This is a genomic window from Pseudomonas sp. PLMAX (assembly GCF_046042685.1).
In the GTDB taxonomy this organism is placed as follows: domain Bacteria; phylum Pseudomonadota; class Gammaproteobacteria; order Pseudomonadales; family Pseudomonadaceae; genus Aquipseudomonas; species Aquipseudomonas putida_AE.
This window is the reverse complement of sequence record NZ_CP064949.1, coordinates 2,426,294-2,441,648: the sequence shown is the minus strand read 5'-3', so window position 1 is coordinate 2,441,648 and position 15,355 is coordinate 2,426,294. Positions and strand designations below refer to the sequence as shown.

The 15,355-nt window shown below is 60.4% G+C and carries 12 protein-coding genes; 4 read left to right on the top strand and 8 right to left on the bottom strand.

Annotation, left to right across the window (positions count from 1 at the left end):
• The 3 genes from DKB71_RS11215 to DKB71_RS11205 form a co-directional block, all read right to left on the bottom strand.
• Positions 1-672 (bottom strand): hypothetical protein, encoded by a 672-nt coding sequence (locus DKB71_RS11215; protein ID WP_408600397.1) that lies wholly within the window; start codon positions 670-672, stop codon positions 1-3.
• Between the two features lie 279 nt (positions 673-951).
• Complete coding sequence (locus DKB71_RS11210) at positions 952-1,497, bottom strand: cytochrome b (protein ID WP_408600396.1); 546 nt, start codon at positions 1,495-1,497, stop codon at positions 952-954.
• Positions 1,494-2,579, bottom strand: coding sequence for a catalase family peroxidase (locus tag DKB71_RS11205; protein ID WP_408600395.1), 1,086 nt, complete (start codon positions 2,577-2,579; stop codon positions 1,494-1,496). The genes DKB71_RS11210 and DKB71_RS11205 overlap by 4 nt, the downstream gene beginning before the upstream one ends.
• 158 nt (positions 2,580-2,737) lie before the next feature.
• On the opposite strand from DKB71_RS11205, the gene DKB71_RS11200 reads away from it, so the two are divergent.
• The 4 genes from DKB71_RS11200 to DKB71_RS11185 all read left to right on the top strand — a co-directional run bounded on the left by DKB71_RS11200 (position 2,738) and on the right by DKB71_RS11185 (position 6,884).
• Positions 2,738-3,244, top strand: coding sequence for an RNA polymerase sigma factor (locus DKB71_RS11200; protein ID WP_274076571.1), 507 nt, complete (start codon positions 2,738-2,740; stop codon positions 3,242-3,244).
• Positions 3,241-3,990, top strand: coding sequence for an anti-sigma factor family protein (locus DKB71_RS11195; protein ID WP_408600394.1), 750 nt, complete (start codon positions 3,241-3,243; stop codon positions 3,988-3,990). The genes DKB71_RS11200 and DKB71_RS11195 overlap by 4 nt, the downstream gene beginning before the upstream one ends.
• A gap of 145 nt (positions 3,991-4,135) precedes the next feature.
• Positions 4,136-5,194, top strand: a complete 1,059-nt coding sequence (locus DKB71_RS11190) for an IS110 family transposase (RefSeq protein ID WP_274078160.1) — start codon at positions 4,136-4,138, stop codon at positions 5,192-5,194.
• 631 nt (positions 5,195-5,825) lie between these two features.
• Positions 5,826-6,884 (top strand): IS110 family transposase, encoded by a 1,059-nt coding sequence (locus tag DKB71_RS11185; protein ID WP_274078160.1) that lies wholly within the window; start codon positions 5,826-5,828, stop codon positions 6,882-6,884.
• A gap of 356 nt (positions 6,885-7,240) precedes the next feature.
• Here DKB71_RS11185 and DKB71_RS11180 read toward each other — a convergent pair whose 3' ends face one another.
• The 5 genes from DKB71_RS11180 to DKB71_RS11160 form a co-directional block, all read right to left on the bottom strand.
• A complete protein-coding gene (locus tag DKB71_RS11180; protein WP_408601086.1) occupies positions 7,241-7,321 on the bottom strand; it encodes a hypothetical protein in 81 nt (26 codons plus the stop codon).
• 402 nt (positions 7,322-7,723) lie between these two features.
• Positions 7,724-8,782, bottom strand: coding sequence for an IS110 family transposase (locus tag DKB71_RS11175; protein WP_274078160.1), 1,059 nt, complete (start codon positions 8,780-8,782; stop codon positions 7,724-7,726).
• A gap of 397 nt (positions 8,783-9,179) precedes the next feature.
• On the bottom strand, positions 9,180-12,854 hold the full coding sequence (locus tag DKB71_RS11170) for a translocation/assembly module TamB domain-containing protein (protein WP_408600393.1): 3,675 nt from the start codon (positions 12,852-12,854) through the stop codon (positions 9,180-9,182).
• Positions 12,851-14,578, bottom strand: coding sequence for an autotransporter assembly complex protein TamA (locus tag DKB71_RS11165; RefSeq protein WP_408600392.1), 1,728 nt, complete (start codon positions 14,576-14,578; stop codon positions 12,851-12,853). The genes DKB71_RS11170 and DKB71_RS11165 overlap by 4 nt, the downstream gene beginning before the upstream one ends.
• A gap of 63 nt (positions 14,579-14,641) precedes the next feature.
• Positions 14,642-15,298 carry a GNAT family N-acetyltransferase gene (locus tag DKB71_RS11160; RefSeq protein ID WP_408600391.1) on the bottom strand — a complete coding sequence of 219 codons (657 nt, stop codon included), beginning with the start codon at positions 15,296-15,298 and terminating at the stop codon, positions 14,642-14,644.
• Between the last annotated feature and the right edge of the window lie 57 nt (positions 15,299-15,355).

The window sequence follows — 15,355 nt, the reverse complement described above, 5'->3', positions numbered from 1 at the left end:
CTACAATGTTGCGCCAGTCACCGGATAGTTTTGTTCAATGACTTGAATCCCCACCAGCCTCATCGAAACATTATTAACCAGAGAGTTGCGCAGAGCCAGATTCACACTTTCCACCAAAGCCAATGCGTTGGCGGTTGCATCCCCCCCGCCTGCCTGAACTGCCTTGCGAGTAAATCCAATAAACATATCAATGACATAAGGACCGGCCTTTCCAGACGACTTCGCCCCTTCGGTTTTTGCCTTGTCTACAATCGTATCCAGTAACGAGTAATCTACAGGCGGGTTAGAAAGGAAGCGCCCCTCACCTTTGCTATTGATCACCAGCCATCCACTTTTACCAGATTTCTCCACAGCCGCAGTCAGGCTCCCATCCGCAGACCTGACTGTCACCAACGATCCCATAGACTTGTCCAGCATCCGCAAATTCCCGCTCTCAACGGTATACCCATCAATAACCTGCGACCCCGAACGCTCAAACACCCCCGGTGCAATCACATCGGCATACAGCTCTGCCGTGGTCTTGCTGGCCACATTCTCGACGACCCATTTTTTCGGTTCATTGGAATTCGGTGGCGAGGGATGGGTACAGGCACCCAGCAATGCCGCCAACGAAATTACGCATAGCGCCGATACAGCACGCCGCATCAAACGCACACCTGCGATTTCGAACATGGTTCGTCTCCCTGAATAACACGATCAGTGTTGTGGGACTGACCTCATTCGGGGCCACTGCAGTCTGGGAACATTGAACGTGCTTTATCAGAGGAGCGATACTGTCAAAGTTGACAGGTGCGGAGTGAGAAGATCTGTTGGAGTCCGTTTGCGGAGAGGGTTGAAAGGTTGTTTTGATTATTTTTAAGATCAAAAGATCGCAGCCTTCGGCAGCTCCTACAGGGATCGGCGTATCTCTGTAGGAGCTGCCGAAGGCTGCGATCTTTTTTCAGGCGGCGATTAACCGCGGTCCTTGCCTCGCAACATGCTGTCCAGCACCTCATCGCGCCGCACCCAACCATGAAACAACGCCGCCGCCAGATGCAGCAGCACGGTCAGGAACAGCAGATACGCCAGATACCCGTGGGCCTTGCGCAGGAACGCGAACACCTGCGCATTGGCTGGCACAATCGATGGCAACTGCAATGAGCTGCTGAGCATCACCGGTTCGCCTGACGCCGAGATCATCGCCCAGCCCAACAACGGCAATACCAGCATCAAGGCGTACAGCAAAACATGCGATGCCTTGGCCGCCAGCACTTGCCAACCCGGCAGGTCGGCCGGCAACGGGGGTTGTTGTGTCGAGAAGCGCACCGCCAGGCGCACGATCACCAGCAGCAGGATGGCGACTCCCAACGGCTTGTGCAGGTGTATCAGCCATTCATGACGCTCGGACACCGAAGCGACCATGCCGGCGCCGATAAACAGCATGGCCATAACCATGAGTGCCATCAGCCAGTGCAGCAGGCGCGCCAGGGGGGCGAAATGCTTCGTTTGAGTGCTCATTGCTGGGCCTCCTGTTTGGCGGCGGGCAACTGGCTGACTTCACTGGTGCGACGCAGGTAGGAATTGGAATAACCGGCCGAGCGAGCGGCGAGCAATGGGTCGTCGGAACCTTCGATCCCGGCAGGCAACACCAGCGGGTCGTAGTTGATGTCACGGCATTCGCCGTTGAGTTGCGACTGGGTGCTTTCAAGGACCAATGTCCCCGCGTTCAACACTTTGCGCCCCTCTGGCCAGGCCTTGCTCGCGTCGTTGACCGGATCGCCGGGGTTGGCCAGGATGATGTTCAACTGCCAACGCAACGGCCCTGCGGCGATGCGCTGAACCAGATCCTTCTCCAGGAAATCGGTGCCCGCAGGCGCCGTAGCGCCCGGCGCATCCTGGGCCACCGGCACCATGCTCCAGCGCACGGCTTGCCGTTGTCCTGCGGCGTTAACCAGGTAAAACGCGTTGACGCTGTTGTAGGTTTCGGTCACGTAGCTGGCCGAAGGTTTGGCGGTCTTGATCCAGGCCAGGAACGGCGCGGATTCCGGGTGCGAAGCGAAGAATGCAGGCACCGCGGCGGGGTCTGGTTTACCGGTCGCCGGGACCGGTGATTGGGCCTGCTGCAACTGATAGAACGCCTCGGGCGTGCCCACCGGAAATACCGGCATGCTGTTCATCCCGGTGCGCCACTGCTGGCCGTTGGCCTGGGTGAAACGCAAGGCCATGCTGCGGATAGGCACCGCGCTGTCTGGTGCATAAGGGTTGCCCGCAGGCAAGGCAAAACGACCGACCACGGGCGTGCGTGCCTGATTGAACACCTGCGCGCTGGAAAAGCTGCGCGCATCAAAGCTGCTCTCGAAATGGCCGATCACGCACACGCCTTTGGAGTGGTTGCGCCGGAACCCCGGATGCACGCCGTTGTTGGTTTCCAGCACATTGATCAGCTTTTTCGGGGTCAGGCGCTGTGGGTCAAGGGTGCCGTTGACGTAGGCAAACGCCCCAGCCACTGCGGCGACGACCACGGCAATGCCGGCCAGGCGCAGCACCAGGCTCGCGCCACTCAAGGGTGGCCGGGTTGGCGGTGTTGATCGATCTACCATGAAAGACTCCAGGGCCATCGGCCACAAGTGAGAAGAATCAAGCAGACGAACCCCACGAGGGTTTATTCCATCGCGCGGTATTTATTTTTTCAGTCGTGGAATAACCTCGAGTGCCGGGCGTCTTCCTAGTCCAAAGCGTAGTGACTAGTCAGAACTTCATGAACGAGATCGACGAACAACTGAGAGAAATCATTCCCCGATTGCGGCGGTTTGCCCTGTCGTTGACGCGCAACCCCAGCAGCGCCGACGATCTGGTGCAGTCCTGCCTTGAGCGGGCGCTGTCGAGTTGGGGCGGCAGGCGCGTCGAAGGCGACTTGCGCGCCTGGTTGTTCTCGATTCTGTATCGACAGTTTCTCGATGCTCACCGCCGTACCCGACGCTATGCCCGAATGCTCGAATTCTTTACCGGACGCGACGATGCGCAGCCTTCCGTGGAGCGCACCGTGATCGCCCAATCGACCCTCGACGCCTTCGATCGACTGCCCACCGAACAGCGCGCGCTCCTGTTGTGGGTGTCGGTGGAAGGCCTGAGTTACAAAGAGGTCGCCGAGATTCTCGACGTCCCCACCGGCACCGTGATGTCCCGCCTGTCCCGGGCTCGCCAGGCCCTGCGCCAACTCAGCGATGGCGAAATCAACCGCCCTTCCCTGCGGAGACTCAAATGATCAGCATGCCCCCCAGCGAGCGCGACCTGCACGCATACGTCGACCATCAGCTCGGCGAGGAAGACCGGCGCCTGGTGGAGACCTTTCTGGCCAGTAACCCACTGGTGGCCGCGCAGGTTCGCGGTTGGCAGCAAGACGCCCAGCACCTGCGCGCGGCCCTTGGTGCCGCCTTGCAGCAGCCGGCCAACCCCGACCTTGATCCGGCCGTCATTCGCCAACGCATGAAGCGCCAGTCCCGTCGCCACCTGGCCAGCGCCGCAGTGTTATTGATCGCGGTCAGCGTCGGCGGGTTCGGCGGCTGGCAGGCGCGGGAAGTTACTCTCGTCAGCACCCAGCTACCGATGACCGACGCCCTGCAGGCCTATCGCCTGATTGCCCAGCAAGGCCTCTTGCCGGCCGACTACAAGGCCGGCGACGAAGGTGACATGCAGGGCTGGCTCGACCGTTATTTCACCCAGGCCAATCGCCTGCCTGACTTGTCGGGCGCGGGATTCAAACCGGCCAGCGGGCGCTTGCTCAGCACCGAGCAGGGACCTGCGGCGATGGTGGTCTACGAGAACCAGGGCGGGCAGAAGATCAGCTTTTACGTGCGCCCGCCGGGGCCGAAGAACTACCTGCTGCCGAGGGGCAGTCGTAGCGATGGCGGTTTGCAGGCCGAGTACTGGTCGGGTAGCGGTTATAACTATGCGATGGTCAGCCCGGCGGATACGCCGGCGGCGCAGATGCTCAGGCAGACCGAGTTCTGACCACACCACAAATCCCTGTAATTGGATGGACTCGCCCCAGCCGAGGCGTCAATGCGCCACGGTGGCAGTCTAAACAGCCAACGACAGCGAGGGCGAGTCCATGAAAAAGCATAGTTCGATTGATCAATCCCTGTCTTCTACCGATTTGTCGGCCTGCACAACCTTGGCGGTCGATCTGGCCAAGCAGGTTTTTCAGGTCGCCGGTGAAGATGTTCTCGGCCAGGTGCGCTTCGAGCAACGGATCAAGTCGCGCGAGGCGTTCTATGAGTTTCTCCAAAAGTTGCCGCCTCATGTTGTGGTTTTGATGGAGACCGGTCCGGGTGCTCAAGCCTGGGCCCGGCAACTGCAAGACCAAGGTAATTCGGCGCGAATTCTTCCAGCCGGTTTGGTGGCCAAACATCGCAGCGGGCCAAAAAATGATCGCAACGATGCGTTGGCGATTCTGCGGGCTGGTCGCGATGAAAAAATCTGCGCAGTACCGGTCAAAAGCGTCGCGGCGCTGGCCATGCAGGCGTTGCATCGCGCCCGTCAGGGCTATGTGCGTCGGCGCACGGCCGTCAGTAATCAGATGCGCGGCCTGCTGCTCGAGCACGGTGTCGCCTTGGCGCAAGGCGATGTTGCGATCAGCCAGAAAATTCCGCGGGTGCTGGAAGATGCTACCCAGCCGGTGCCGGCCCTGCTGCGTGAACTGATCGACGAACTGCTGGCCGAGTGGCGCCATTTGGGCGAGCGCATCAGCGTACTGACGGGACGCCTGGAAGTGGCCGCCAACGCCGACATGACGGCGAAGCGACTGATGACTGTGCGCGGCATCGGACCAGTCACCGCCACGGCCCTGGTGGCCAAGGAAACCAAGCCTGAGCGATTTCCCAATGCCCGCAAGTTTGCCGCGTACTTTGGCATGGTGCCTGACCAGCACAGCAGCGGGGAAAAGATCCGGCTGGGGGACATGACCAAGCGAGGTGATGCTTATTTACGCAGCCTGATGATCCAAGGAGCCCACGCGGTGCTGCAACAACTACGACCTGATTCCCAGCAACCCGATGACCGCCGCTTGTTGCACTGGATGAGCCGGTTGGGTCGTAAGGAAGCTGCGATCAGGCTAGCCAACCGCAACCTGCGAATCGTCTGGGTGCTTCTACAGAATGACCAGACTTATCGTCGCCACGCCGGAGATGGCCAGCAGGCAACGATGAGCCACTGAGCGACAGAGTTCTGCCACCGAGGTACCAACTGTCCGACCCTTTGCTGAAAAAAATTGACCCCAGGTAAGACCGGCGTGGATTGATGCCTAAGCTCCTACTGGCCTTCGAGGCCTGAATGTAATCGGCATACCACGAGCTTTTCCAATTTTGGCCAGAAGCCGAAGACGGCTTCCACGAATAGGCCTTATACATAGATGCAACGGGGCGACGGTTTTTTAAAAGCGGGTAGACAGTGGGGGCGAGTCCATACATAGGAGCTGGCTTGCCAGCGAAGGCATCCTTCCCGTCAAAAACGATGCTGCCTGATCCACCGCTTTCGCTGGCAAGCCAGCTCCTACAGGGTTGCATGGCGGTTTAGAAATCGCGTTTGTAGAAGATGTCCAGCGAACTGGCCACGCCACCGGCGGCTTCCAGGTAAACATGCGATGGTCAGCCCGGTGGATACGCCGGCGGCGCAGATGCTCAGGCAGACGGTACAATTCTGACCACACCACAAATCCCTGTAATTGGATGGACTCGCCCCAGCCGAGGCGTCAATGCGCCACGGTGGCAGTCTAAACAGCCAACGGCAGCGAGGGCGAGTCCATGAAAAAGCATAGTTCGATTGATCAATCCCTGTCTTCTACCGATTTGTCGGCCTGCACAACCTTGGCGGTCGATCTGGCCAAGCAGGTTTTTCAGGTCGCCGGTGAAGATGTTCTCGGCCAGGTGCGCTTCGAGCAACGGATCAAGTCGCGCGAGGCGTTCTATGAGTTTCTCCAAAAGTTGCCGCCTCATGTTGTGGTTTTGATGGAGACCGGTCCGGGTGCTCAAGCCTGGGCCCGGCAACTGCAAGACCAAGGTAATTCGGCGCGAATTCTTCCAGCCGGTTTGGTGGCCAAACATCGCAGCGGGCCAAAAAATGATCGCAACGATGCGTTGGCGATTCTGCGGGCTGGTCGCGATGAAAAAATCTGCGCAGTACCGGTCAAAAGCGTCGCGGCGCTGGCCATGCAGGCGTTGCATCGCGCCCGTCAGGGCTATGTGCGTCGGCGCACGGCCGTCAGTAATCAGATGCGCGGCCTGCTGCTCGAGCACGGTGTCGCCTTGGCGCAAGGCGATGTTGCGATCAGCCAGAAAATTCCGCGGGTGCTGGAAGATGCTACCCAGCCGGTGCCGGCCCTGCTGCGTGAACTGATCGACGAACTGCTGGCCGAGTGGCGCCATTTGGGCGAGCGCATCAGCGTACTGACGGGACGCCTGGAAGTGGCCGCCAACGCCGACATGACGGCGAAGCGACTGATGACTGTGCGCGGCATCGGCCCAGTCACAGCCACGGCCCTGGTGGCCAAGGAAACCAAGCCTGAGCGATTTCCCAATGCCCGCAAGTTTGCCGCGTACTTTGGCATGGTGCCTGACCAGCACAGCAGCGGGGAAAAGATCCGGCTGGGGGACATGACCAAGCGAGGTGATGCTTATTTACGCAGCCTGATGATCCAAGGAGCCCACGCGGTGCTGCAACAACTACGACCTGATTCCCAGCAACCCGATGACCGCCGCTTGTTGCACTGGATGAGCCGGTTGGGTCGTAAGGAAGCTGCGATCAGGCTAGCCAACCGCAACCTGCGAATCGTCTGGGTGCTTCTACAGAATGACCAGACTTATCGTCGCCACGCCGGAGATGGCCAGCAGGCAACGATGAGCCACTGAGCGACAGAGTTCTGCCACCGAGGTACCAACTGTCCGACCCTTTGCTGAAAAAAATTGACCCCAGGTAAGACCGGCGTGGATTGATGCCTAAGCTCCTACTGGCCTTCGAGGCCTGAATGTAATCGGCATACCACGAGCTTTTCCAATTTTGGCCAGAAGCCGAAGACGGCTTCCACGAATAGGCCTTATACATAGATGCAACGGGGCGACGGTTTTTTAAAAGCGGGTAGACAGTGGGGGCGAGTCCATACATAGGAGCTGGCTTGCCAGCGAAAGCGGTGGATCAGGCAGCATCGTTGTTGACGGGAAGGACGCCTTCGCTGGCAAGCCAGCTCCTACAGGGATTTGTGGTGTGGTCAGAACTCGGTCTGCCTGAGCATCTGCGCCGCCGGCGTATCCGCCGGGCTGACCATCGCATGTTTACCTGGAAGCCGCAGGTGGCGTGGCCAGTTCGCTGGACATCTTCTACAAACGCGATTTCTAAACCGCCATGCAACCCTGTAGGAGCTGGCTTGCCAGCGAAAGCGGTGGATCAGGCAGCATCGTTGTTGACGGGAAGGACGCCTTCGCTGGCAAGCCAGCTCCTATGTATGGACTCGCCCCCACTGTCTACCCGCTTTTAAAAAACCGTCGCCCCGTTGCATCTATGTATAAGGCCTATTCGTGGAAGCCGTCTTCGGCTTCTGGCCAAAATTGGAAAAGCTCGTGGTATGCCGATTACATTCAGGCCTCGAAGGCCAGTAGGAGCTTAGGCATCAATCCACGCCGGTCTTACCTGGGGTCAATTTTTTTCAGCAAAGGGTCGGACAGTTGGTACCTCGGTGGCAGAACTCTGTCGCTCAGTGGCTCATCGTTGCCTGCTGGCCATCTCCGGCGTGGCGACGATAAGTCTGGTCATTCTGTAGAAGCACCCAGACGATTCGCAGGTTGCGGTTGGCTAGCCTGATCGCAGCTTCCTTACGACCCAACCGGCTCATCCAGTGCAACAAGCGGCGGTCATCGGGTTGCTGGGAATCAGGTCGTAGTTGTTGCAGCACCGCGTGGGCTCCTTGGATCATCAGGCTGCGTAAATAAGCATCACCTCGCTTGGTCATGTCCCCCAGCCGGATCTTTTCCCCGCTGCTGTGCTGGTCAGGCACCATGCCAAAGTACGCGGCAAACTTGCGGGCATTGGGAAATCGCTCAGGCTTGGTTTCCTTGGCCACCAGGGCCGTGGCTGTGACTGGGCCGATGCCGCGCACAGTCATCAGTCGCTTCGCCGTCATGTCGGCGTTGGCGGCCACTTCCAGGCGTCCCGTCAGTACGCTGATGCGCTCGCCCAAATGGCGCCACTCGGCCAGCAGTTCGTCGATCAGTTCACGCAGCAGGGCCGGCACCGGCTGGGTAGCATCTTCCAGCACCCGCGGAATTTTCTGGCTGATCGCAACATCGCCTTGCGCCAAGGCGACACCGTGCTCGAGCAGCAGGCCGCGCATCTGATTACTGACGGCCGTGCGCCGACGCACATAGCCCTGACGGGCGCGATGCAACGCCTGCATGGCCAGCGCCGCGACGCTTTTGACCGGTACTGCGCAGATTTTTTCATCGCGACCAGCCCGCAGAATCGCCAACGCATCGTTGCGATCATTTTTTGGCCCACTGCGATGTTTGGCCACCAAACCGGCTGGAAGAATCCGCGCCGAATTACCTTGGTCTTGCAGTTGCCGGGCCCAGGCTTGAGCACCCGGACCGGTCTCCATCAAAACCACAACATGAGGCGGCAACTTTTGGAGAAACTCATAGAACGCCTCGCGCGACTTGATCCGTTGCTCGAAGCGCACCTGGCCGAGAACATCTTCACCGGCGACCTGAAAAACCTGCTTGGCCAGATCGACCGCCAAGGTTGTGCAGGCCGACAAATCGGTAGAAGACAGGGATTGATCAATCGAACTATGCTTTTTCATGGACTCGCCCTCGCTGCCGTTGGCTGTTTAGACTGCCACCGTGGCGCATTGACGCCTCGGCTGGGGCGAGTCCATCCAATTACAGGGGTTGCGTGGTGGTTTAGAAATCGCGTTTGTAGAAGATGTCCAGCGAACTGGCCCCGCCACCGGCGGCTTCCAGGTAAACATGCGATGGTCAGCCCGGTGGATACGCCGGCGGCGCAGATGCTCAGGCAAACGGTGCAATTCTGACTACACCATAAATCCCTGTAGGAGCTGGCTTGCCAGCGAAGGCGTCCTTCCCGTCAACCGCATGTTGCCTGATTCACCGCTTTCGCTGGCAAGCCAGCTCCTACAGGGGTTGCATGGCGGTTTAGAAATCCCGTTTGTAGAAGATGTCCAGCGAACTGGCCACGCCACCTGCGGCTTCCAAGTAAACCTTTTTGCTCAGTTTGTAGCGCAAGGCAATAGTGTTGGCCGGTTCGAACACACCAACGCCATAACGCAGGCTGAGCTTCTCGGAAAGGTTGCCGCTGGCGACCACGCTGGTGGCGTTGCCACTGCCCTCGGTGTCGAGCTGGAAATCGTCGATGCCCAGGTTCTTCGCCAGGCCACCGGTTACCCCGGAGCTGCCCATCAGGCCCAGGCCGAGTGCAGCCTGGGCGAGCATGTTGTTGTCTTCACCGTTGGTACTCAGTGGACGCCCCAGCACCAGATAGGACAGCGCCTGTTCCTGGCTCATGGCCGGTTCCGAGAAAATCTGCGTGGTCGGTTGCTCGGCGCTGCCGCTCAAGCGGATGCCGGCGATCACATCGTCGGTCTGGCGGATGGCCTCGATGTCCAGGTACGGCTGGTCGAGCGGGCCGGCGAACAGCAACCGCGCCCGGCGCACCGTAAGTCGCTGACCGTAGGCGCGGTAGCGGCCGTCGTTGAGCCATAGCTCGCCACGGGTGTCCATGTTGTCGCCAATGTGCACATGCCCCTGCACATTGGCGGTCAGGCCAAACCCGGCAAAGCTCAGCTTCTCTTCGCCAACCACCACATCGATGTCCATCTTCATCGCCAGGGGTGGTTTGCCCTCTTCGGTCTGCTGGCCGATGATCACCGTGTCATCGGAGAGCTTGACCGTCGATGGCGGCAACTCGCGAATGGTGATGTCGCCCTTGGGCACCCGCACTTTACCGGCGATGGCCAGCTCATCGCCCTTGAGCGAGATTTTCAGGTCCGGGGCCACTTCGACCTTGGCGTAGGGTTCGACGCTGACCGGCAACTGCGAGCCCTTGAGCGCCAGGTCCACCACCGGTGCCTGGCCCCAGGCGACATTGCCGTTGAGGCTGCCCTGCCCGGCCTTGCCGCTTTTCCAGCCGCCATTGAGCTGCACGGTTTCACCGGCGATCACCGCCTGCAGTTGCAACGCTTGAATCTCCATCGGCAACTCGGCGCCGGACACTTCGCCGTCACTGAGCACCAGATTGCCATTGACCAGCGGCGCCAGCAGGCCACCGGAAATCGTGCCGCTGCCATTGAGGCGACCAGTCAGTTTCTCGACCATGGGCACAAACGGCCGCGCCACCGACAGGTCCAGGCCACTCAAGCGGAAGGTACCGGTCAGCGGTTTGTTCTGCGGCAACGGGTTGATCTGCGCCTGTACCATCAATTCCCCAAGCTTGCCGCCAACGAAATTCAGGTTGGTATCGATGCGCTTGGGCGCAAGCGTGCTGGTGAGCTTGAGGGTCTGATACGGGAAATCCAGCCACTGCTCTTTCTCGCGCACGCGCAACGTCCCGCCGCTGGCATCGATGCTGATCACGCCGTTCGGGCCGCTGGCTGGCAGGTCCAGCTGCACGTCGGCGTTGAGCCGGCCCTGCCAGGCGAAATCCTTCGGCAGCCACTGGGCGAGGCTGTCGATGGGGAATTGCCGCAGGTGATAACGCAGCTTCGGCTCCGGCATCAGACGCTGGTCTTCACCGCACAGACTGGCCGGGCCAGACGCCCAGCAATGGGCGCCAAAATTGATTTTGCCGTCCGCCAGCCGCTCGAGTTTTGCCGGACCTTGCAGCTTCCAGTCCTGGCCACCGGCCTGGATGTCGCCGCTGGCCAGACGTCCTCGCCAGTTGCCTTGGTCCAGTGCGCCGTCCAGACCAAGGGCCAGTTTCAACTTGGGCCCTTGCAGGTCAAGGCTCAGTTTCTGGTTCTTGATGTCGCCCTGACCGCTGGCGGTCAGGGTGCCCAACGAGGTGTCACCGGCCTGGATACCGCTGCCCTTGAGGTCGATTTTCGACCGTTGCGCGCTGTCGAGGGTCGCGTCCAGGTTCAGGCTTTGCAGGCGATTGTCCTGGAAAGCCAGTTGCGTGCCTTGCAACCCGAGCTTGCCTTGCGGTGCCTTGAGCGTTCCGGCGACATCGACCCGGCCGTTGATCTGGCCGCGCAATTGCGGCCATAGCTGGGCCAGACGCGCCAGCTTGATATCGATCTGGCCGTTAAGTTTCTGTTGCAGGCTGCCCTTGCCGTTGATGCTGTTGTCGCCGAGGCGAATCTGCAGGGCGTTCAGGTTCCATTGCTCGCCGCTGCCATCGGCCTTGGCTTGCAGGACGGCCGGCTGGCCACGCAGCTTGCCCTTGAGATCCAGGTCGGCGCTCAGGCTGAGCCGTTCATTTTTCATCTCGCCTTTGCTGCGCAAGGGGCCTGCCAACGTGCCCGGCAGTTCCGCGACCCAGTACGCCGGATCGATCGCGGAAAGATCCAGCGCAGTGTCCCAGGCGATGCCGTCGGCGAATTGCAGGTTCAAGTGCCCTTCGGCCTTCCCCTGCCCGGCGACGAGCTGGATCTGTTGCAGGTAGATTTTTGTCAGGTCACCGGCGAACGGGCTGGTCAGGCTGAACGCCCCGGCCGGGCCATCCAGGGCGGCGTCGAAGTGCCCCAGGTATTTGCCGTCGGTGTAGGAGACGTCTCCGTTGAAGCTGCGCAGGGCCACTTGCGGTTCGTCGATCAGCGGATAGAGCCGGTGCCAGGGGAAATCCAGCCAGGCGATTTTGGCATCAGCGCTCAGGCCCTTGCTCCAGTCCAGTTGTCCGGTGAGCTTGAGGCTTTGCTTGTCGTTGGCGGTCAGGTCCAGGGCGGCGATCTGCGCGCCGTTGGCGTCGACCTTGCCTTGCAACGCCAGCGCGACCGGGCCTTGTTCGGCTGGCAGCGTGGCCTTGCCGACTAACTGATAACCGTTTTTCAGGTCACCGGCGCCAGTGAGTTCGAGCTGATTGAGTTGCAGGGTGTCCGGCAAGTCGGCGCTGGGTTTGAACCCGTCAGCGGTGATGCGCACTGTGGCCGGCAGGTTTTCCACCAAGGGTTGCAGCTTGCCGGTCAGTTGCCCATTGAGATAGCCGCTGCTGTCGGCCTTGAGGTTCAAGGTGTTCAGCAGGTCACCGTCGACTTGCAGGGCCAGCGCCCAAGGTTCGGTGCCAGGTGCTGGCAGGGTCAGTTTGCCTTCTGCCTTCAGCGGCCAATTGCCAGTCGGTTGCAGCAAGCCGGACAGGTGCAGGCTCAGTTCATCGCGCTGCAGTTGCACCGAGTCGATCTGCAGGCCGTTGACCGTCCAGTGCGCCGCCAGTTGCAGGCCCTTGAGTTGTTCGCTGCCGTTGAACAGCAGGCTGCCGACCTGGATGTCCCCCAGTTCGAGCGCCAGCGGCAAGTTCAAGTCTGGAAGACTGATCGGCCCGCTACTCTCTTCTGGCTCGCCGGGTGGAAATTGCAGGCTGACCTGATCGGCCTTCAGTTGTTCGATGCACAGGGTCATGCGCGTCAGACACAGCGGCGACCAGGCGAAGATGACTTTGCTGAGCTCGACCCGGCTGCTGTCTTGCTGCCACAACAGGCGATCGGCACTCCACTGCCCGCCCAGGCGACCCTGGAAATTGTCGAGGCTCAAACCCGGCACAAACCCGAGTGCCCAGCGACTGCCGGTCGCCGTGCCCAGCACTGTGGCCAGGGTCAGGACCACCAGCATCAGCAGCGCCAAAATGGTCAGCAACGTTATTTTCAAGCCACGTTTCACAACTCTGGTCCCATGGAAAAGTGCAAGCGAATGCCGCCACCGTCGTCGAGCGCATGGGCCAGGTCGAGGCGGATCGGCCCTACCGGAGAGACCCAGCGCACGCCGATGCCGACCCCGGTCTTGAGGTTCGGCAGTTCAAGTGTATTAAAGGAGTTGCCCTGGTCGACGAAAGTCGCCACGCGCCATTTTTCCGCAACGGAATACTGGTATTCGGCACTGGCGGTGACCATGTAGCGACCACCGATGCGGTCACCCTGGTTGTTTTCCGGGGACAGGCTCTGGTAGTCGTAGCCGCGCACACTCTGGTCGCCACCGGCGAAGAAGCGCAACGACGGCGGTATCGATTTGTAGCCGTTGGTGGCACTGCCGCCAACCTGCACTCGACCGAGCAAGCGGTGCTTGTCGAACACCGTGGTCAGGCCTTTGACCAGCGCCGTGCCGTACAGCAAGTTGTTATCGGAACCCAGGCCTTCCTTGGCGACCTTGGTTTCGAACTGCAGGCGATAACCATTGTGCGGGTCGATACGGTTGTCGCTTTTCAGGTACGAATAGCTGACACCGGGCATCAGCAAGGTACTGAGGCCGGAATCGTCGCCGAGTCGGTATTCCTCGCGCTGCCACTTGAGCGACACCACCCGCTGCCAGCCGCTGGGCAGCTTGCTGTGCCACTCGGGGCCTACGGTCAGCAACTTGCTGAGGCTGTCCTTGTCGGCGATTTCTTCGTTCTGATAACCACCGGCGAAACGCAGCTTGTCGGTCAGCGGCGGGTCCAGGGGAATGTCGTAGAACAACCCGACGTTTTGCCGGGGTGCCGAAACTTCGGTCTCCCAGCCATAACTGTGGCCCTGGGGGTTGACCCAGTGCCGGGTCCAGTTGGCCTTGACCCGTGGGCCGACGTCGGTGGAGTAGCCAATGCCCAGGCCCATGGTGCGTGGCTTGCGGGTTTCGAGCTTGACGTCCACAGGGATCACATCGTCCTTGGACGCTGTCGGCGCGGCGTCGACCCGCACGCCTTCGAAATAGCCGCTCGATTGCAGCGCCTGATTGAGCTCGGCGATCAGTTCGGAGTCGTACGGCGTACCGGCCTTGAAAGGCACCATGCGTTGCAGCAGGTCTTCGTCGAACGGTGTGTCGCCTTCAAAATTGACCTTGCCCAGCGAGTAGCGCGGACCACTGTCGTAGACCAGCTCGATATCGGCCACGCCGGCCCGCGGGTCGACCGCCAACTTCTGGCGGCTGAAGCGGCCACTGAAAAAACCAAAACGCGAGGCCTGGTTCTGGATCAGGCGCTTGGCGTCCTCGTACTGACCGTGGTTGAGTACCGCACCGGTTTGCAGTGCAGGGCTCTTGGGCACACGAAAGGATTTGAGGCTGGCCGCCGGGCCGTCAACGCGGATGGTGACGTTGCGCAGATGCACCGGCTCGCCGGGCTCGATGGTCAGCACCAGGCGCGGCGACTTGCCGCCCTTCACTTCGCTGTCGATTTGCGGCTGGTAGTAACCCAAGGCCTGGGCGGCCTTGCGCGCCTGTTCCTCGGCGCCACGACTGAAGCGCAGCAAAGCCTCTTCGTCACGATCGCCGAGACTGCCGATATAGCCTTCGATATTGGCCTTCAGTGCATCGTTGGACGGTTTGATCCGCACATCCAATTCACTTTGCGCCAGTGCCGCGCAGCTGGTGATCAGCAGCAGTACGCCACTGGTAATTCTTCCTGGAAAATTCATAGGCGCGGATGCTATCACGAGCGTGGAGCGTGATAGAGCCTGGCGTGCACGTAAAGTTCGGCCTCAAGCCGTTGCTGAATGTAATACCTGCGGATTGGCGTGGAAAAACACGTGTTCGCGAACCGGTCCAACGGCCACTTCGCCGATTTCTTCGTAGCCCTGGCGCTTATAGAAGTCGAGATAACGCGGGTTGCCGGTGTCGAGAATCACGCCTTGGGAGTTTTCATCCACCGCGCACCAGTTATGCACCGCCTGCAACAGTTGCTCACCAAAGTGCTTGCCCTGGAATTGCGGGTGAACCCCCAGCAACGGCAGTACGTGCACCGAGTCATTCGGCACGCAGGCCGCCACGGCGTCGTGGTACTCAAGGTAGCGCCGGGTGCAGCGAAAACCCGTACTGAGCACCATGCGCAGGCGCCAGGCCCAACTTTCCGTCACCCCCAGGCGCCGTTGTGGCGGCGCGATCAGGGCAATGCCGATCAGCCTATCGTTGACCAGCAGGCCGATGGCCGGCAGTTCCTGGAAAAAGTGTTGCTTGACCAGTTCGCGCACGGTGGCGCGCACCCGTTGTTCATAGCCCGGACGCTCGGCTTCGAACAGGTAGCTGAACGTCGGCTCGTGGCGGTAGGCCTGATACAGCAGAGAACGCGCTTCGCGGGAATAGCCGCTGTCGAGCATGTGGATATCGGCAATGGCGGTGGAGGTGGAGGTTTCAGGCATGACGGACGTTCTCCCTGACGCAGCTCGCGGGGCTGCGCTCTTGTTGTTACGAGCTCA